Genomic DNA, 17,527 nt, shown 5'->3' on the forward strand with positions numbered 1-17,527 from the left:
AAGTCCGGTAGGGACCATTTAACCCGTCAAATAACGTCTTTTTTGTCAAAAACATAGTAAAAACAGCATATTAAAAACTTTTCTTTTGTTGTTTTCGTTCGTTAGTGTTTGTCATTGTTCGCTTTTATTGTTCCCTTTTCTGTTCCCTCTTAATAAAGGGGCTAAATCGAGGGAACAAAAGCGGTTGTCTTTTGTTCATTAGGGCTTAAACGATGGCTAGAAACTTTCTAAAAAAATTTACTGATTCATATATTCAATCCATTAAACCGACAGATAAAGAACAATTATTTGCCGATAGGGATAATCTTTATTTATTGGTTAAACCAAACGGGGCTAAATTCTGGCGGTTTATTTATACTCACCCCATAAACAAAAAACGCGTAAAAAAATCTTTTGGGGCTTATCCTTATTTTTCTTTAACTTTAGCGCGTGAAAAAGCGCGTAAATGGTGCGATTTACTCGCACTAGGAATTGATCCTTCAGAGCAAGAAAATATTCAACGGCTACAGGATGAAAAAAAATCAATAACTTTTGGCGAATTGGCGGCTTTATGGCGTAATAAACGAGAACAGAAAGGTGAATTAAAGAAAAAAAGTATTGAGAAAGCCTACCGCCGAGTTGAGTTACATTTGTTTGATAAATTTAAGTTTGATGATTTACCTATTGAAAATCTTCATATCAAATCATTTGATTCTGCTTTATTGCCTCTTGATGGATCAGATACTTGCGATAAATTATGCACGGCAATTAGACAGATTTTTGATAATGCAATTGATGACGGGATTATCAATAATAACCCATTTGCAAGGCTTTCAAGGCGTTTTAAAAAGCCAATAGCTCAACATTTGCCAACTATTCCACCGGAAGAACTGCCGCGTGTTTTTTATAAGCTCAATACGTCTAATTCAAAAATAGGGACAAAATGCCTAATCGAATTTCAATTACTTACGATTCTAAGGGCTAGTGAAGCGGTAAATATTGAGTGGGGTGATGTAGATTGGCATGAGAAAGTTTTACATATTCCGGCGGAACGCATGAAAGGGGGAAAACGTGCGCATAGTGTTCCACTTTCGCGTCAAGCTTTGCGAGTTTTAGAAACTATGAAAGAAATTAACGGGCATAGGCGTTTTGTCTTTACAGGTTATCAAGCACCATGGAATAAGCCGATAAATAGCCAAACCGTTAATAAAGCCCTAATAGATTTGGGATTTAAAGGGGAATTAGTGGGGCATGGTTTTAGAAGTATCGCAAGCACTTACTTGCATGAATTGGATCAATTTTCATATGAAGCGGTTGAGTGGTGTTTATCCCATGAAACAAAAAGCGATGTTAGGAAAGCCTACGATAAATCAAAAAAATGGAAGTCACGTCAAGCTATTATGCAAACGTGGGGCGATTATGTCGAGCAATGTAAGCTAGAGGCGATGAAAGCCTAACCGTCACAGGGCGGAGCGTTCCGCCCTTTATTCTTCCTCGCATTCGTCTTCACTTTCGCAGTCTTCATCATAATAAACCGGCTCAACATAGGTTTCTTTTTGTTTGCTTTTCGCCTTTTGTTCCTCTTTCTTGTCTTTGTAATGTTTATAGACTTTGTATGCGACATAAGCAACAACGGCTTTTTTAATTATGCCACTACTCTTTTTCTTTTCTCGTGCTATAGCTGAATTTGTCGCACCGAGTGAAATAGCTATTGCAAGTGCGAAAGTGAAAGCCTTTTTAATCATTGATGAACCCTTGCCGTTACTGGCTTTACATGCATTTATTATATCAAAACTATAATCCCTACAATACCTAAAACCCTATTTTCTCTACGATTTTTCAACAAAAACCACGCGCGAAAAATCGCTAGCAAACCCTCGCCACGCCGGCACGCTTTTTGTAGTGATTTCAACGCAAATTTTAAAAGCCTTTCAAGCCTTGCCAATACTGGCGCGCCTTGATGTTTTAAATATTCGTTCATCAACGCAAACCAACGCAGAAAAACGCAAAATTCACACGTAAAAATGCCAATTTCCGCCAATTTTTACCGGACAAAATCGGACAGCTCATCCCGCCTTTTAAAAAGTGCGGTCAAAATCCCCCTTATTTTCTCCCCTGTTTAGTGAAAACCCCTTCCACAATCTCAACCGAATGCACACTAAATCGATTTTATTTATGATTTTCACCGTTCCAAGGCGTAACAGCCGGAGACGACAAGTAACAAAATTTTTAAGGCGACAAAATGCAACTAAGCGAACATTCAAACCCAAGTTTTAGCACTCTCACGCATTCGCTTATGCAGTCGCGTTCATACGTAATAGGAAAAATTATGGCTGACACGACAAACGACCGATTTTTACGAATTGATGAAGTTATTCAAATGACAGAGCTTTCCCGCTCGACAATCTATGACTATTCACGGTGCGGACGATTCCCTGAGGCCGTGGATTTAGGTGGAAATAAACGCGCATGGATTGAAAGCGAAGTAAAGCAATGGATGAATGACCGAATCAAACAACGCAACAACAAAGCAAAAGCAGGTAACTAAACATGACCCAACTCACCCTACAACACCCCGAAAAACAAGCGAAATTGACCGCACTTTTAGGCGAATTTAACGACAAAAAAGCGGCACTCATCGCCCTTTCTGATGAATTGAGTACACTTGAGCGCAAACAGGCAAAAAATAACGCCACGATTGCGGCAGTACGCCATGAATTTGAAACGGACATTGCCAAAATCAAGGCGAAATTTGAGACAGAAAACGAACTCACGCTTGATGATTACAGCGAAACACAAAAACAAAAAGCGGAATTAAAATCACGCATAGATTTCTTCACTGCACTGAATGAAGACTTAGAACAAAAACTTTACGACAAGCGCGAAGAAGTTTACACCGCCAAACAAGATTTTCTCACCTTCCGCAAGCAGATTTACCGATTCACCGCCGAAGCCTTGATTGATGAATTTATGACACAGAATAAGGCGAAAATCGCGCTATTTAAGGGCTTATTTGTTCAATCCGGTGAATATAACCCGCAAACGGGAAGAAGCGCCCACGATGAATTTAACGACTTCATTATCAAAGAATTCAACGTAGCACTTACCACGCCGGAAGAATTAAAACTCCCACCGTTGGCACTGGCTGCCGACTGGAAGCCGAAAACCCCAACACAAAAGCACGTTGAGCGTTTTCAAGCGCAAGAAGAAAAAGGCTTAAAACGTTTATTAACTGAAATGTAAGGATGACAAGATGCAAAAACTCACCCAAGAAAAATTTACCGCCTACAAAAGCGAATTTGAAGGCGTAGAAATGCAAGAATACAGCCATTTCAACGACCACGCCAAAGTAGAAAAAATCATTAAACAAGGCATTAAAAATCACGCTTTTTTAGGCTTAATCACCACAAAATTTGTGGAAGATTCACCAAATAAAGCCTATGCGCTCTCTTTGCCGATTGTCAGCAACACAGACACCGACAAGCACGCCCGAGAACCGCGCAATGTCGTGCAAGATCTAACCCCTTTTGAGTGCGCCCAAATTAATCTCGATGTTCGCCTACCGCATAGCGATTTGGATTTGTTCACTGATATTGATTTTGAAAAAGAACTCAATGCACGGCTAGGCGGTGAACTGGCGCAGAATCTTGCTATGGTTGGCTTTCACGGTACACACCGCGCGGAAGATTCCGACCCACAAGCCCACCCATTGGGCGAAGATGTGGCGAAAGGTTGGCATGCACAGTTAAAAGAAAAAGCGCAAGTGATTCACGCCGCTGAATTAAGCGGACAAACTACCGCCCAACTTATTAAAACAGCCCTTTAAAAATTACCGGCAAAACTCCGTGAAAGTGGCGATTTAATCGCAATTTGTGGACGAAATGTTTTAGACGGTGCATTTATTCACCTTGAACCGAAACAACTCAATGCACAAAATGGCGTGCTATTAACGGCACAAAATCTTATCGGGGGCTTGCGTGCAATCAATGCGCCTTTCTTTCCGGCAAATGGCATTTTAATTACCACGCTTTCAAACCTTGCCATTTACCTAAAACAAAACACAGCGCGCCTATTCTTCAAGCAAGAAGTGCGCGAAGATAGCCTAAATGTTTATTTTTCCGTGCAGCTCGATTATTTATTTGAAAATTACCGCCATGCGGTTTTAATTGAGGGCATTGAGGGGTGAGCATAATGGAAGAAAAAACCATTGAAGCCCATGCGGCGGATTTACTCCACGCCACGAACCTATTTTTGAATCACAGCGTGCAATGTTTAGTCAAACAAGGCGCTATTCAGCCCGGTGAAAGAAATGCGCTTATGCGTGAATATTCAAGGCTTATGGCAGAACAAACCCGCAAATCTGACCGCACTTCAAGCGAAACTCAAGCCCATTCAGTTATTTTTAGTTATTAACCCACCGCCCCGAAAGGGGCTTTTTATTTTTCTAATTTTCTTATTGATGAAAACTAGAAATGGCTTATAATCTAATTATTCAATTATACCTAAAGGATCACCATGAATCGCGTAAACTGGACAAAAGACGCGTTACGGCAACTTTTAAAAATAGATAGCAGGTATCAAAAAGCGATTAGAGAAAAAGCAAATGCACTTGAAACTTTTCCAAATGAGGCGCTAGATACCAAAAAATTAAAAGGTGAAGAAGGGAAATGGCGGCTAAGAGTTGGCAATTACCGCATTATTTTTGAGGTGATCAACGGACAGCCGAAAATCATCAACATTCAAGCCATAAAACGCCGTAGTGAACGCACTTATAGCTAGGAGAAAGCAAAATGAATCTAAATCATCGATATATTAACGACCCACAAGGGAAACCGGAATTTGTCATTTTACCTATTGAGGAATATGAAGATTTATTAATGAAAGCAAGCCCTTTTGATGATGAAAATTCCGCAGAATGGGAAGATATTCCCCTTGAATCCACCGAAGACGGGGCGGAATTAATTCCGAATGATGTAGTGAATATTATGTTTAATCAAGATGTGAGCTTGTTGGCAGCGTGGCGCATTTATCGCAATCTTTCGCAAGCAGAGGTGGCAGAACGCACCGGATTAACTCAATCCGCTATTTCTCAAGCTGAACGCAAAGAAAGCAAACCACAAAAAAAGACCCGTGAAAAACTGGCGAAAATTTATCAATGCAACCCCGAACAATTAGAAATTTAAACTATATAAAAAGCCCCATAGTCGGGCTTTTCTTTTTATTTAAGGATTCATCAAAATGACAAAAAATAAACCTACTTTACCGCCTAGAAAATGGTATAGCTTGCAACAAGCAGCAGATAAATTAACAAGAGAATTTAACGAACCAATAACGATTGACGATTTATTGCATTATTATCAAATTGATTTATTGCCTCTTTCTGTTTACATAAAACATTACCCGATAGAAACATGTATTAGCGATCTAATATTTTCATCCTCCCAAAAACGGGAAAATGTTATTCCTATGAATACTCTTAATTTCAATATATTAAGTAAACCAAAGGATCTCATTATAGAGAAAATCCTATATATAGAACTAGCAAAGGAAGAAAAAGAAATAGATAGTATTATTTCAGATAGTCAGATATTAAAAATACGCATTACGCCTGAAGAAAAAAATAAAACTTTAACTATAGATGGATTTATGAATATCTATTCAAATATTGGCTTTTCACCTTTTAACATAGAAAGCTTAAAAAAGAGGGGATTTTATTAAATAATTTAAATTATTTAATTTCCCCTTCTCACGGTGATAATGTGAGAGCGATTATTTACTTTAGTGTATCAAGTGATAAACCTATTTATTTATTTATCAATAAATAATATTTACATATTGGATAATGATTTAAATGAATTTATAGAGGGGAAAAGCATAGGCTCATTCACGAAAATAATAGAAGAACAAAGCAATATTTCACCACGCAAACAAACCAACCAAGCCGAATTTATTAAAGCCTTACTCAAATTGCACTATGGCATAGATGAACCGGAGAAAGCGAGAGGCCTTTTAAACGGAGAATTAGCTAAAAAATTTGCTAGTGCTGGCATAGCGATCAACATCACGCCGGAAACTCTTAGAAACTGGCTTAAAACTGAAAAATAACTTTCATTTTTTGGAAATTTCTAAACTATTTTTGGAAATTTCCATTCTTCAAAAAATCCTTTCCCTACCATACCACCCCGACAAACAAGACAAAAAAGCACGTTATTTGACAACACCAACAAATCAGAGGGGAACGTATGGAAAAAAACACAGATTCACAACAACGCTATTATTCAACCGCCACGCTTTGCAAAATGCTCGATGTTTCTCGCAGCTGGCTATGGGAACAATCCAAAGCCGGTAAATTTCCAAAACCGGTTAAATTTGGGCGCTTGGCCCGTTATCCGGTGGAAGCCGTGGAGCGTTATTTAGCGCAGCAAAACCACACCGCAGAAAACCCCAATGCGCACTAAGGGGGGGGAAGATGAGCGGATTAACGATTTATTGCCCGTTTTGCGGGCATAAAGTAGGCATTCGCACCAGTAACAAACTTTCTTTACTGGTTACCAGTGCGCGCCTTTATTGCCCACAATGCAACCAATTACAAGCGGAATTTGTCGGGCAAATCACCAACATTCGACGCGCGGTTTTTGTGGATTGTCCGGAGGCAAACGGCTGGGAGAAAAGCGAAAAAGAACTTTTGAAAGAGGCGGGGATTAAACCCATGACCAACGAAGAACGCTTCACCAACATTCGCCGCGCGGTTTTTGTGGATTGTCCGGAGGCAAACGGCTGGGAGAAAAGCGAAAAAGAACTTTTGAAAGAGGCGGGGATTAAACCCATGACCAACGAAGAACGCTTAGCACGGCTTAAAGAATCCGGCAATACACAAGGAAAGCTCAATTTCTAGCCTTGCCGCCGAAACGCAGCCAAAAGAAAAGCCCCCGCGCAACGGAGGCTTAACACCGATTAACCAAAAACTAGCCATAAATAAGGATTCATTTATGAAAAATGAACAGGCATATTATAGCCAAAAATCAAGTATTTATCACCAACCGCACAAAAAAAGCCGTATTTTGTCAAATTCAGCCTTGACAGTTAAAACGAAATTAAACTATATTAAATCCGCTTTAGCAAAATCTAAAGCCAGTCGTCAGAAGCTGAATATATACAAGGCGAACAGCACGCCAATTTTTACACGTGCTTTTTTTGTTCGTAGCGTTTACGCACCTATCCAAAATAATCTATCTTTTGATAGACTATTCCCAATGGTAGAGCGTAATAGGAAAGGTTTCGCCCTTTGCCGTTTTCCTTGTATGACGGTTTCTGACCCTGTTACGTTCTACCGCCCGATCGTCAGAAGTCTAGCGGTAGTTCCTGAAAAATTTATACAAGGACTATCAACAATGCTTTTTAAATTCCTTTTACTAGGCGATAAACGCCTACGTCTATTTATTTACGCCAAAACCGAAGCGGAAGCCCGCCAACGATTAAATCTCACGCCCGAAAACGCCCTTTTTATTGCAAGAATTAAGGGGGCTTGTTATGCGTAATTTTTCCCTTAAAGCCCTTTTACACTCGCTTATCTGCCGTCATCGAATAAACCGGATTTATATCACGATTAATTATATCGACAACGGTATCAATCAACACGTCACCGGCAATGTGAACAATATGGCCGGACGTGATATAGAAATATCAAGAGGGGCAAAATAATGAATGGAAAATTAATTCAAACTCACGAAGGCATTTTAGTTTATCGCGACACCGAAAAAGAGAAAAAAACAAATCCTTCCTTGTTATTGATTAAAGATTTAAAGGCTCATTTCAATATTCCTGAACTACCGGAAGAACGCGATTTAACGGACTCTCTCGCCTTTTTTGGCGTTTGCTATTTAGCCTTAATGAAAGAACTAAAAGGCACACAGGTTCGCAAGTGGATTGATCATAACCTATGCGATGTTTATTCAAACAATGGCATGTATCCGCTTGAACAGTGTTTATTGCGTTATGCAGAAATGAAAGCACAAGGGGGCAAATAATGGCTATTTCTATTTATTCACTCACTGATGACAATCATTTAACCGCTTACTATGCCGTGGTGAAAATTCAAATTAATCGGAAGAAACTCATTTCAAGCCGCTATTTTGAATCAGACAAAGCCACGGCCCGCCAATGGGCAAAAAGTGAAGAAACAAGGCTGAAATTAGAAAATGGCGAAAAGGTGAGCCAAACCGAAAAAGCAAAATATCAACATCAAGCTGCTTTACAACAAAACAGCCACGCAAAAGTCTTTAACGATTTATTCAAAATCATGGGCGGAAGAAACCCACACCCACAAGGAGCGACAGCATGAACACCTATTCTTTACACTTTCCCAACGGCGCAGAATTGGAATTTTTCGCCAGTGATAGCGCGCTATTTAATGAAGCTTTCTTTGGGCTTGAATTTCCTAAAAATGAGCAACTCAATTTTTACGAAAGACGAATGAATAAAATTAAGAATAAACGCAAAGCCCAGCGCATCGCACGCCGGAAAAATCGGAAATAAGGGGGATTTATGGCAACCATTATCAAAAGAAATAAAGGATGGCGCGCACAAGTGCGCCGTAAAGGGGTTTCAAAGTCAGAACAATTCCGCACTAAAGCCGAGGCTATCGCATGGGCTAAAGCGTTAGAGGATAAAATCATTAATGGCACTTATCACACGGGGATCCCTTATATCACCTTTGCGGATGTGATTGATAAATACATCAAAGAAGTCAGCCGCTATAAGAAAAGTTACCGTGAGGAACGCTTGCGCCTCTTCCGCTTAATGGATATGCCGCTAGGGCGCGTTTATTTAGTGGATTTAAAGGAAGATGATTTTAGATTATGGCGTGATGAACGCCTTTCTAAAGTCAGTGTAGCCAGCGTTTTACGGGAATGGAACACCCTTTCCCATATTATGACAATGGCATGCGGTGAATGGAAATTCCTGAAAGAAAATCCCCTTAAAAACGTGCGCAAACCGAAAACCCCGCATGCACGCACACGCCGTTATAGCCATGAGGAAATCGAACGCTTGAAATTTGTTTCCGGCTTTTCACTTAACCGCACCCCGCTCACCGCATTAAGCCGAGCGGGGGCGGCGATGTTATTTGCCCTTGAAACCGCCATGCGCGCCGGTGAAATTTGCAATGCAAAATGGAAAAATTACAACCGGCAAACGAAAATTTTACATATTCCGACCAGTAAAAACGGACACCCGCGCAATGTTCCGCTTTCAACAAAAGCCGTAGCGATTCTCGACACAATGGAACGTTTAAGTTTTGGAGAAGAAGAACCCATTTTTCAATTAACTGCCAAAAACCTCGATGCAAATTTCAGAAAATTGAAAGAGCGGGCGGGGCTTGCAGAGGCAGATTTACATTTTCACGACACAAGACGGGAAGCCTTAACCCGCCTTGCGGAAAAAGTGGACGTGATGACATTGGCAAAAATCAGCGGCCATCGAGACATTAAAATTTTACTGAATACTTACTATTCGCCAAAAATGGAAAATGTAGTCAGCCTTTTGGGCTAATCATTAAGGAACAAAAAATGCAAGAAATTCAACAAGAACCAAAATTAACGCTGGCAAGCCTGAAACGCATTCTCGCCGATTATGGTGAACGCCTAAACCGGCTTGAAAATGACAAGGCAGCATTCAGCCCTGATGAAATCTGGACGGCGCGACAAGTGGCAGACTATGCCAAAATTTCATACGGCTATTTAATGCAAACACTTATCCACGATCCGCATTTTCCGGCAAGCGTAGGCACACCAAAGAAAAACGCCCCGAAAAAATACCGCGCCGGCGATGTGATTGCGTTTTTTAAACATAGAAATCAAGGTTAGGGGGAATTATGGCATATAAAAAACAACGGCCAAAAGTACCGCACTTTGACGAACAAGGGCGTGTAGCTTATGAGCATATTTACGCGTTAATCGGTTCGAATGTATGGCAAGCGTGGGGCAAAGGCAAAAATAAGGGAAACGGTTTAGAATGGGGCTTGTTGCGCGATAAATTAGGCTTAGAACAAGATTACAAACCGATTATTCTCGATTCTGAAAAACTGGCAAGAATTAGCGGTTATCAATTATTTAAAGACGATATTCACACCGTTACATTTTGCCAAATGGGCAACGTGACAGAAGAAGAGAAAACCGCCCTTTTATTAGCCGTTGCAAACAACACAAACGCCCAAAAAATCTTTTTTGCCGATAGCTTAGGCGAAAATTCGGAAGAGTTAACCGCCTATATCGCTAATTTACGCGAAGACCAACAGGCGCAAGACTTAGCGGGCTTGATTGTTGATTCTATGGACTTGTCGCCGGAGCCGTCCCGCGTTCCTTACGTTGATTATAGAGAGAACGGCAAGATTAAAGGCTTGCATTATATTAAACCGGAAATCGATAAAAGCACGGGGGAAATATTAGCCGAGAAAGAAATATGGATTTGCGATAAATTGGACTTAGTCGGAGAGGGTAAAACCCAAAGCGGCGAATATTATTACTTATTCCAATGGCAAAACCGAGACGAAAACACTCCTCGCACAGTTGCGATCGCACGTGAAGACTTTGGCACGGATTCCGGCTGGAAAATGCTAAAAGCACAAGGACTTAAAATGACACAGGGAGCAGGATTAACTCAGAAACTCACCGAGCATTTTCACTTTAATGGAAACCATTTTACACAATGGACGATCACAAACATAACAGGTTGGCTAAATGGGGCTTATTTATTGCCGAATGGTGAAATTATTGGCACGCCTTCAAAACCGATTTATTTCACTGATAAAAGCAGTTCAAGCCTAGGCTATGTTACAAGCAGAACCCTTGCCGATTGGCAGCGCGAAATCGCCGAAAATGTACGAGGTAACACCTCGATGATGATCGGCGTAGCTACTGCACTGGCTGCACCTATGCTTTCGCTTTTGGGGCTCGATTCTTTTGGCGTACATTTATTTGCGGAAAGTTCAAAAGGGAAAAGCACCACGTTAAATATAGCCAATAGCATTTACGGCGATCCCGACAAAATCAAATTAAGCTGGAGTTCCACCGACAACGCGATAAAAAACGAGGCAGCTGCGCGAAATGACGGCTTTTTGACGTTGGACGAAATGGGCGAAGCCAAAGACGGTTACGCGCTTGAAAATATCGCTTATGCGTTATTTAACGGCACGGATAAAAACCGAGGTAAAAAAGAGGGCGGAAACCAACAAATAAAACGTTGGAAAGTGACCGCACTTTCAACGGGCGAAAAGGATTTAGAAACCCAATTAAGATTAAAAGGCGTGAAAGTGCACGCAGGGCAATTAGTAAGGCTTTTAAATGTACCGTTGGAAGAACCGCAACACTTGCACCAATTCGCAAGCAAAAAAGCCCATGCGGATCACTTGAACGAAAAAGCGAAAGAATGTTTTGGCGTAATTGGTCGTGAATGGATCGCTTTTCTTGCCAACAATGCTGCCACCGTAAAAACCACTTACAAGGCAATCCGGCAAAAATGGTTGGATTTATCAAGCAATATGAGCGGACAAGTTCAACGCGTCGCAGGCGACCGATTCGCCGTTCTGGAAACCGCTTTACACCTAGCCCGCCATTTAACCCAATGGACGGAGGAAGAAAGCGCGCACGCCATAATGAAAAATTTTCTCAACTGGAAGGATGAGTTTGGTGAAAACAGCCGAGAGGAAACCGCACTTATTAGAGCCGTGACTGATTGGTTATTAATTAATGAAGCCGCTTTTATTGAATATCCGGCAGACCCAAACGCCAAAACACCGTTAAAAATTGCGGGCGTTCGTGTACTGGCAAATGAAGCTAAAAAAGAGGAAGAACATTATTTCATTTATCCCAAAATCTTTGATGAAGTGATAGACGGATTCCCCAAAAAAACGGCATTTGGTATTTTATTTACAGCGGGGCTACTCAAAAAGCCAAACAAACCGGAACAAGGCTATAATGAGTTTATTTTCAAGATACCCAAAAAGATGATCGGCAAAACGGCAAGAGCCTATAAAATCATGCCGTTTTCAGATGATGAAAACGAAACCGAATAAAAAACAAAGCAAGGTGAACGCCTTGCTTTTTTTATGTGCATAATATTAATTTTCTAGCCAATAGGTGATTTTTTAGTAGGAATTATAGGAATAAAGAAAATAATTATTTATAAATCAATATATTATATAAATAAATCATTCCTATTCTATGTCTAAATATTCCTATTTTAAGGTTAAAAATTCCTATTTATTGCCTTTTTGTACCTATTTTGAAAAAGTGCATTTTTTCTGTTCCTAAAAAATTCCTGTTGCGTTCCTATTTTGAAAACTAAAAATAGGAACGATTTTTAGCGCTTAACAATTTGATAAATAAGGGAAAAACTTTAGGCGTTCCTAAATTCCTATAATTCCTATAAAAAAACACACTCACAGAAAAAAATTATTTTTATGAAAAAATGCTTGTTTGACTGATAGTGATTTTTTCCAAGTAACTCGCTATCTGATAAAAACAACAATAAATGAGATTAAACGAAATTTAAAGATTGACCCTGTAATCAATTTTTGAGCATAATCCGCAAAAGATGACAAATAGGTCAAAAAATTCGTTTAATGTTCCCTTGATTGTTCCCTTTTCTGATTGGCTAAGTTAAGAAAAAGCAGATAGAAAAAGGCTTTAATGAAAAATATTGAAGACGGTAGGGACCAAACGGACTTTTCTCTTCTTATTTCTTCTTACGTTTTCATAAACTAAATCCTTATAAATACTGACCTCAACGTCATTTTATTTTCTCATACGTTTTCTTACGGGTTTATACGTTTACAGCCACAGATTTTAGTTATATGCTTAGTTATACGCAACAATGCGAAACAAATTGCGTATAACTAAACCGCTCACAAATACAGAGATAGATAAAGCCAAGCCTAAAGACAAAGACTACACGCTATCAGACGGTCAAGGGCTTTATTTATTGATTAAATCAACTGGTGCGAAACTATGGCGATTTAATTACTATCAGCCTTTTAGCAATCCTAGAAAGCGGGTTTTATTAGGCGTAGGGAAATATCCCGAAGTTTCTTTATCGCAAGCACGCAAGGTTAGAGACGGATTTTTGTCATTGCTTGCACCAAAATATCGATCCGCAACAATACCGGCAACAGCAAAGCGCAGAGGAGCAGGAACGCTTAATAAATACCTTACTTGCCGTGGCGGAAAAGTGGAAAGAAAAGAAAGCAGATGAAGTTCAAGCTAAAACACTTGAGAAGAATTGGGGACGGCTTGAAAAGTACTTATTCCCAAAGCTGGGCGCAATGCCCATATCCGCTATCACGCCCAAATTAGTGATTGAGACATTAACCCCACTCAAGGAACGTGGCATAAACGATACTCTTCAAAGGGTGGTTCGGTTATTGAATGAGATATTAAATTTTGCCGTAAATGGTGGCTTGATTGAGTTTAACCAGTGCGTAAATGTTGCCTCAAGTTTTAGTGCGCCCACCACCGAAAACAATCCTACTATCCGCCCTGAATTATTACCGGAGTTTCTTTCCGATTTAAGGGATAGCAATAGCTCAATGCAAGTAAAGTTATTAATCAAATGGCAATTATTAACGATGGTACGTCCAAAGAATCGCTTAGCGCAGAATGGGCGGAAATTGATTTTAATCAAAAACTATGGGCTATTCCTGCTGAAAAGATGAAAGGGGGCAAGCGTGGGCATATTGTCCTATTATCCACTCAATAAAATGGAAAAGATAACCGCTTTATTGAATAGTGCAATCAATACTACCGACATCTACGAATAACGGTTTCTTTATTCTATAGTGCTTACGCAATAAAGTGCATGGTATGTGCGAATTAAGAGCTGAAGGGATTTATTACCTGAAGGAGATAAGAGGACAAGGCTCTTTGATTGATACGAGAGTAGGAATTAACCTCATAGTGATAGTTGGGGCGAAAGAAGGAAGCCTTAGAGCCCCAGCTTTACACCTTAAAACGATAGTTTAAACGAAAGGCTATTTACCTTTTTAGTTAAAAAAGGGGCTTAGGTGTTTCATCATTGTCATATATTAGAAACAGGTAAAGAATTTTATCATTTTAAACAACACAATTAATATTGAATGATAAATGGAGCACTTTTGGATAGTCTTTATGGTTCAATTTTTGAAGCTCATTGACAGTATATTTAACTCAATCGCTATTTATTTTTGTATAAGCAAATAATATAGGGTTAATTATACCCCTATATTATTGTAAATAATCTTAAAAAACGGTTTTTAGAAACTTTTACTAACATCAAATAGAAGTTGGTTTTTATAGTAACTATAAATAGGAATATTACTATCTGTTTTGGTATAAGTATAGGTTAATCGAGGTGTAAAACCGGCAAAATGTACGGCTTTATGCCATAACGTAACGGATGCAGAATATTCTTTATCTTTCTGTTTACTACCAAAGAAGCTTATTTCTTTATAATTACGTTTTCCTAAACCTAAAGTTGCAGAAGTAGCGATGCCTAAAGGCCATTCTTTTCCCCAAGTTAAACGAGTTCCTATACGTTTATAGGCATTTGTACGATCTTTCGCCTCTTTATCCGATAAATCTATCGCTAAAGACCAAAATTGTGTCGTGCTGGGAAGATACATAATAGAATTTGTTAAAAAATGAGAACTGCCTCTATACTGGTTATCGTAAACATCTCGATCATATGTATCATAACCATAATTATAGCTAAATGAATATTTTAGCTTTTGCGTCAACCAATAACTCGTTGACAGATTTGCTCCATAGGTGCTTGAATAGCGTTTTAATGAACCACCATAATTAAGTCCTCCAGCATACCAACGTTTACTGGTATATGGTGTTAATTGAATATTAAATCTTGCGTCAGAATAACCAATGCCTAAACCAACATAAGCATTTAAGTCGTTATAAGATTTATTATCCCAGTAATATTTATTAGAAAAACTGGATTCAAAGGCGATATATTTTCCGCTATTGATATTCCATTGCTTATTGGCGGAGAACCAAGACATTATCCCTTGTCCGCTCTGTCTTTTCGTATTGTAAACAACGGTCGCACCATTTGGTAAAATGACTTCCGTTCCTTCTTTGGCTGAATTAGCTAAATTTTTATCGTTTAAGAAAGTTGCGCCAAAAGAGAAATTCCATTCTTCTTTATTATTTATCGCATTAATAAATCTATCAAAAACTTCAATATCCTTTGGACTAATCGTTTTGATTACTCTTAATTTTTCAAATTGAGATTTAGCGGCTTCAAATTCTTGATTATAAAATAATGTTTCTGCTAATTGATAACGAATAAAATGATTATCAGGAAAGTGAGAAATTAATTTTCTATAAACATCTATTGATTTATTTAAGTCGGAGTCTCTCAATAAAATAGCATTAGCCCAATCAATTAAAGACTGATCCGCATTTGGTACATTTCTGTATAACTTAATATATCCGGGCAATATAGATTTATTGGGTGTTACTAATGCATCTACAATAAGCTTTTCTAAGATTTCAGGATTTTCAACAAGTTGTCTTCCCGTATAACGTAGATATTCTTGTTTATTTGTATTTTTCTCTACTTCAGTTGATAATTTTTCCTGTCTTAATAAATCTGTTTGGAGAGTATTAATATCTAAATCACTTGTTGTCTTAATTTTTGTTTGTTCAGGATCTCTTTCATGAAAATTATTTGCGTAGGTAATAGAAGATACACTACAAAGGGTTAAAATAAATAAGGTTGATTTTTTCATATAAAATATCCTATAGTATTCTTTCAAAAAATTATTTAATTTAGGGTAAAACATTAAATATAAAACAAAAGCAGCCCATATTAAGAGCTGCTTTTACATAAGAACTATCAATTAACCTAAATTAGTTATTACCGTCAGTTTTAACACCCCATACAGAGGTTTTACCTTGTTCAGGTGCTTGATATGGAGTTTCTTGAACTTTAGCACCGAATACCGCACCCCAGCTGTTTTCTGAGTCAGTTGCTTTACTTGCTAACGCACCACCTAACTCTTCAGCTTGTTTGCCGAATAAGTTACCGTTAAATGTACCGGCAGCGTTATCTAAAGTACGGGTAGAAGAACCAGTGATAGAACCGTTATTTACTAAAGTACCGGTAAAGTTTGCGATTTGTTGGTTAGATTTAACATTGTCAACAGACCACACGTCATATAATTGACCAGTTACACCTTTAGTTGCTAAATCAATTTTAGCTGAAACGTGAGTACCACTCACTAATTGAGGTAAATCAAATTCTGGATTTGCACCGATAGCATTAGGTACTTTGCTTACATCAGGTTTGTTTGCATTTGGTGCTACGTGTGTAAAGCCGTAAGTTACAGCATGACCTTGGTAGTTCAACTCACCTGATGCTTTATCCGCACCATGATAAACTTTAGCTAGATCACTAGTTAAGTTAGCGTTGTAAACTACGCCGTTTCTTTCATCTGTACCGCGATAGAAGTAGCTGTTCTCAGTACCTTTTTCATTGTACTCACCATAGCTAACTACTTTAGTACCGTTTTCGCCCGCATTCACACCTGTTTTAACTTGTGCTAACTCAACATCATCTAATCTTGATGTTACGCGACCGTATTGAACATGGTTAAGTTTACCATCTTTATACGCATAAGCATTATTTTTATCTTTAGCTAAGAATGGAGCGTTTGCTAATGTAGTTTCACCAGCTTCTGTACCTGTTAATGAATCTCCATCAACAAAAGTTCTGTGACCATAAACTTCAGCCACTGTATCTGTGCGATCACGGAAATCATTTCTAGCTACAACTTCAGAGTTAGAACCTTTTACCGCATCATCAGTTGGGATGTAGTTTGTACGACCATCTTGGTAAACTAAAGCTGAACCAGTATCAGTTCCTGCGGTTGCTGTTTTAGTATCTGTTTCAACACCACGAACTTGACCACTTGTTGTTGCACCGTTAGCAGTTTTATAGATGTGACCTAAAGTAAATTCACCAGTAGTGTTGTTTGTGTTACCACGGAAATCAAAATCTTCTACATAACCGATTGGTGCACCTTTGACTGGGTTACCGTTTTCATCTAAAGGAATAGATACAACAACTGTATCTAGGCTTGGGTGTAATTTAACATCCATAGTATCTGAACGACCAGTAGATTCAGAAGATTTTGCAGCTCTATTTTCGCCTTCAATGTTAAGAATGAAATTAGAATCTGTTTTCTTAACTAATTTGTGACCAAAGACAGCTGAGTTTTTAACTTTATTCTCAGCTTCTTCAGCAGCTTTTTTTGCAGCCTCTTCAGCAGCTTTTTTTGCAGCTTCTGCTTGTTGGGCTTGTTCAGCTTTAGCTTTAGCTTCTGCTTCAGCGGCTGAATTATCTGAGCCACCACTTGACCCACAGGCAGATAAAATAGCAGCACACACAAGCGTTAAGCTAAATTTAACTAGTTTAGAATTTTTCATTTCGAAATACCTTTTAATATTTAAAATTTTGAACATCCAGTCTTGGATCTTTTTCGCAAGAAAAAGATCCGCCC

Annotated in this window: 23 protein-coding genes and 1 pseudogene; 21 read left to right on the forward strand and 3 right to left on the reverse strand. The window is 38.8% G+C overall.

Annotated features, from left to right (window positions below; translation table 11 throughout):
- The first annotated feature begins 212 nt into the window (after positions 1–212).
- Entirely contained in the window at positions 213–1,436 is a 1,224-nt protein-coding gene (locus FEE42_RS10210; RefSeq protein ID WP_164028470.1) for a tyrosine-type recombinase/integrase, read from the forward strand.
- A gap of 27 nt (positions 1,437–1,463) precedes the next feature.
- Here the strand turns inward: FEE42_RS10210 and FEE42_RS10215 are convergent, their stop codons facing one another.
- A complete protein-coding gene (locus FEE42_RS10215; RefSeq protein WP_059367958.1) occupies positions 1,464–1,724 on the reverse strand; it encodes a hypothetical protein in 261 nt (86 codons plus the stop codon).
- A gap of 584 nt (positions 1,725–2,308) precedes the next feature.
- Here FEE42_RS10215 and FEE42_RS10220 point away from each other — a divergent pair.
- From FEE42_RS10220 to FEE42_RS10320, 20 genes and pseudogenes are all read left to right on the forward strand, one after another.
- A complete protein-coding gene (locus tag FEE42_RS10220) occupies positions 2,309–2,527 on the forward strand; it encodes a helix-turn-helix transcriptional regulator (protein WP_164028472.1) in 219 nt (72 codons plus the stop codon).
- 2 nt (positions 2,528–2,529) lie between these two features.
- Positions 2,530–3,222: a hypothetical protein gene (locus FEE42_RS10225; protein WP_164028474.1), complete on the forward strand. Its 693-nt coding sequence runs from the start codon at positions 2,530–2,532 to the stop codon at positions 3,220–3,222.
- Between the two features lie 70 nt (positions 3,223–3,292).
- A pseudogene (locus tag FEE42_RS12905) lies at positions 3,293–4,165 on the forward strand (P2 family phage major capsid protein).
- A 5-nt stretch (positions 4,166–4,170) separates the two neighbouring features.
- Complete coding sequence (locus tag FEE42_RS10240) at positions 4,171–4,392, forward strand: hypothetical protein (protein WP_164028477.1); 222 nt, start codon at positions 4,171–4,173, stop codon at positions 4,390–4,392.
- A 102-nt stretch (positions 4,393–4,494) separates the two neighbouring features.
- Positions 4,495–4,758, forward strand: a complete 264-nt coding sequence (locus FEE42_RS10245) for a type II toxin-antitoxin system RelE family toxin (RefSeq protein WP_135969508.1) — start codon at positions 4,495–4,497, stop codon at positions 4,756–4,758.
- A gap of 11 nt (positions 4,759–4,769) precedes the next feature.
- The gene (locus FEE42_RS10250; protein ID WP_164028479.1) at positions 4,770–5,162 is read left to right on the forward strand and encodes a helix-turn-helix domain-containing protein; all 393 of its coding nucleotides are present in this window, start codon (positions 4,770–4,772) and stop codon (positions 5,160–5,162) included.
- 55 nt (positions 5,163–5,217) lie between these two features.
- Positions 5,218–5,697, forward strand: a complete 480-nt coding sequence (locus tag FEE42_RS12910) for a hypothetical protein (protein ID WP_237184424.1) — start codon at positions 5,218–5,220, stop codon at positions 5,695–5,697.
- Between the two features lie 117 nt (positions 5,698–5,814).
- Positions 5,815–6,084, forward strand: a complete 270-nt coding sequence (locus FEE42_RS10260; protein ID WP_164028481.1) for a hypothetical protein — start codon at positions 5,815–5,817, stop codon at positions 6,082–6,084.
- 137 nt (positions 6,085–6,221) lie between these two features.
- Positions 6,222–6,437: a helix-turn-helix transcriptional regulator gene (locus tag FEE42_RS10265; protein WP_164028483.1), complete on the forward strand. Its 216-nt coding sequence runs from the start codon at positions 6,222–6,224 to the stop codon at positions 6,435–6,437.
- Between the two features lie 11 nt (positions 6,438–6,448).
- Positions 6,449–6,874 (forward strand): Ogr/Delta-like zinc finger protein, encoded by a 426-nt coding sequence (locus FEE42_RS10270; protein WP_164027396.1) that lies wholly within the window; start codon positions 6,449–6,451, stop codon positions 6,872–6,874.
- Between the two features lie 94 nt (positions 6,875–6,968).
- Positions 6,969–7,517, forward strand: a complete 549-nt coding sequence (locus FEE42_RS10275; RefSeq protein ID WP_164028485.1) for an ash family protein — start codon at positions 6,969–6,971, stop codon at positions 7,515–7,517.
- On the forward strand, positions 7,510–7,680 hold the full coding sequence (locus FEE42_RS10280; RefSeq protein WP_164028487.1) for a hypothetical protein: 171 nt from the start codon (positions 7,510–7,512) through the stop codon (positions 7,678–7,680). The genes FEE42_RS10275 and FEE42_RS10280 overlap by 8 nt, the downstream gene beginning before the upstream one ends.
- Positions 7,680–8,006, forward strand: a complete 327-nt coding sequence (locus FEE42_RS10285; protein ID WP_164028488.1) for a hypothetical protein — start codon at positions 7,680–7,682, stop codon at positions 8,004–8,006. Before FEE42_RS10280 ends, FEE42_RS10285 begins: the two co-directional genes overlap by 1 nt.
- Positions 8,006–8,320, forward strand: coding sequence for a hypothetical protein (locus tag FEE42_RS10290; RefSeq protein WP_164028490.1), 315 nt, complete (start codon positions 8,006–8,008; stop codon positions 8,318–8,320). The genes FEE42_RS10285 and FEE42_RS10290 overlap by 1 nt, the downstream gene beginning before the upstream one ends.
- Positions 8,317–8,514, forward strand: a complete 198-nt coding sequence (locus FEE42_RS10295; RefSeq protein WP_164027485.1) for a hypothetical protein — start codon at positions 8,317–8,319, stop codon at positions 8,512–8,514. The genes FEE42_RS10290 and FEE42_RS10295 overlap by 4 nt, the downstream gene beginning before the upstream one ends.
- A gap of 9 nt (positions 8,515–8,523) precedes the next feature.
- On the forward strand, positions 8,524–9,528 hold the full coding sequence (locus FEE42_RS10300; RefSeq protein WP_164028492.1) for a tyrosine-type recombinase/integrase: 1,005 nt from the start codon (positions 8,524–8,526) through the stop codon (positions 9,526–9,528).
- A gap of 17 nt (positions 9,529–9,545) precedes the next feature.
- Positions 9,546–9,842, forward strand: a complete 297-nt coding sequence (locus FEE42_RS10305) for a hypothetical protein (protein ID WP_164028494.1) — start codon at positions 9,546–9,548, stop codon at positions 9,840–9,842.
- Positions 9,843–9,850: 8 nt separating this feature from the next.
- Complete coding sequence (locus FEE42_RS10310; protein ID WP_164028496.1) at positions 9,851–12,049, forward strand: DUF927 domain-containing protein; 2,199 nt, start codon at positions 9,851–9,853, stop codon at positions 12,047–12,049.
- A gap of 812 nt (positions 12,050–12,861) precedes the next feature.
- Positions 12,862–13,227, forward strand: coding sequence for an integrase arm-type DNA-binding domain-containing protein (locus FEE42_RS10315; RefSeq protein WP_237184425.1), 366 nt, complete (start codon positions 12,862–12,864; stop codon positions 13,225–13,227).
- On the forward strand, positions 13,193–13,687 hold the full coding sequence (locus FEE42_RS10320) for a tyrosine-type recombinase/integrase (RefSeq protein WP_077665787.1): 495 nt from the start codon (positions 13,193–13,195) through the stop codon (positions 13,685–13,687). Before FEE42_RS10315 ends, FEE42_RS10320 begins: the two co-directional genes overlap by 35 nt.
- Before the next feature lie 576 nt (positions 13,688–14,263).
- Here the strand turns inward: FEE42_RS10320 and FEE42_RS10325 are convergent.
- The gene (locus FEE42_RS10325; RefSeq protein WP_059367925.1) at positions 14,264–15,754 is read right to left on the reverse strand and encodes a surface lipoprotein assembly modifier; all 1,491 of its coding nucleotides are present in this window, start codon (positions 15,752–15,754) and stop codon (positions 14,264–14,266) included.
- Between the two features lie 121 nt (positions 15,755–15,875).
- Positions 15,876–17,453, reverse strand: coding sequence for a transferrin-binding protein-like solute binding protein (locus FEE42_RS10330; RefSeq protein ID WP_059367923.1), 1,578 nt, complete (start codon positions 17,451–17,453; stop codon positions 15,876–15,878).
- Positions 17,454–17,527: the final 74 nt, after the last annotated feature.

The sequence above is a fragment of the Rodentibacter caecimuris genome (genome assembly GCF_010587025.1).
GTDB lineage: Bacteria > Pseudomonadota > Gammaproteobacteria > Enterobacterales > Pasteurellaceae > Rodentibacter > Rodentibacter caecimuris.

Excerpts from the sequence above, each read along its gene's own strand:
- FEE42_RS10325 (WP_059367925.1), bottom strand. The coding sequence starts at position 15,754 with ATGAAAAAATCAACCTTATTTATTTTAACCCTTTGTAGTGTATCTTCT.
- FEE42_RS10300 (WP_164028492.1), top strand. The coding sequence starts at position 8,524 with ATGGCAACCATTATCAAAAGAAATAAAGGATGGCGCGCACAAGTGCGC.
- FEE42_RS10305 (WP_164028494.1), top strand. The coding sequence starts at position 9,546 with ATGCAAGAAATTCAACAAGAACCAAAATTAACGCTGGCAAGCCTGAAA.
- FEE42_RS10220 (WP_164028472.1), top strand. The coding sequence starts at position 2,309 with ATGGCTGACACGACAAACGACCGATTTTTACGAATTGATGAAGTTATT.
- FEE42_RS10290 (WP_164028490.1), top strand. The coding sequence starts at position 8,006 with ATGGCTATTTCTATTTATTCACTCACTGATGACAATCATTTAACCGCT.
- FEE42_RS10215 (WP_059367958.1), bottom strand. The coding sequence starts at position 1,724 with ATGATTAAAAAGGCTTTCACTTTCGCACTTGCAATAGCTATTTCACTC.
- FEE42_RS10275 (WP_164028485.1), top strand. The coding sequence starts at position 6,969 with ATGAAAAATGAACAGGCATATTATAGCCAAAAATCAAGTATTTATCAC.
- FEE42_RS10270 (WP_164027396.1), top strand. The coding sequence starts at position 6,449 with ATGAGCGGATTAACGATTTATTGCCCGTTTTGCGGGCATAAAGTAGGC.
- FEE42_RS10250 (WP_164028479.1), top strand. The coding sequence starts at position 4,770 with ATGAATCTAAATCATCGATATATTAACGACCCACAAGGGAAACCGGAA.
- FEE42_RS10310 (WP_164028496.1), top strand. The coding sequence starts at position 9,851 with ATGGCATATAAAAAACAACGGCCAAAAGTACCGCACTTTGACGAACAA.
- FEE42_RS10225 (WP_164028474.1), top strand. The coding sequence starts at position 2,530 with ATGACCCAACTCACCCTACAACACCCCGAAAAACAAGCGAAATTGACC.
- FEE42_RS10245 (WP_135969508.1), top strand. The coding sequence starts at position 4,495 with ATGAATCGCGTAAACTGGACAAAAGACGCGTTACGGCAACTTTTAAAA.
- FEE42_RS10330 (WP_059367923.1), bottom strand. The coding sequence starts at position 17,453 with ATGAAAAATTCTAAACTAGTTAAATTTAGCTTAACGCTTGTGTGTGCT.
- FEE42_RS12910 (WP_237184424.1), top strand. The coding sequence starts at position 5,218 with ATGACAAAAAATAAACCTACTTTACCGCCTAGAAAATGGTATAGCTTG.
- FEE42_RS10210 (WP_164028470.1), top strand. The coding sequence starts at position 213 with ATGGCTAGAAACTTTCTAAAAAAATTTACTGATTCATATATTCAATCC.
- FEE42_RS10265 (WP_164028483.1), top strand. The coding sequence starts at position 6,222 with ATGGAAAAAAACACAGATTCACAACAACGCTATTATTCAACCGCCACG.
- FEE42_RS10240 (WP_164028477.1), top strand. The coding sequence starts at position 4,171 with ATGGAAGAAAAAACCATTGAAGCCCATGCGGCGGATTTACTCCACGCC.
- FEE42_RS10295 (WP_164027485.1), top strand. The coding sequence starts at position 8,317 with ATGAACACCTATTCTTTACACTTTCCCAACGGCGCAGAATTGGAATTT.
- FEE42_RS10285 (WP_164028488.1), top strand. The coding sequence starts at position 7,680 with ATGAATGGAAAATTAATTCAAACTCACGAAGGCATTTTAGTTTATCGC.
- FEE42_RS10280 (WP_164028487.1), top strand. The coding sequence starts at position 7,510 with ATGCGTAATTTTTCCCTTAAAGCCCTTTTACACTCGCTTATCTGCCGT.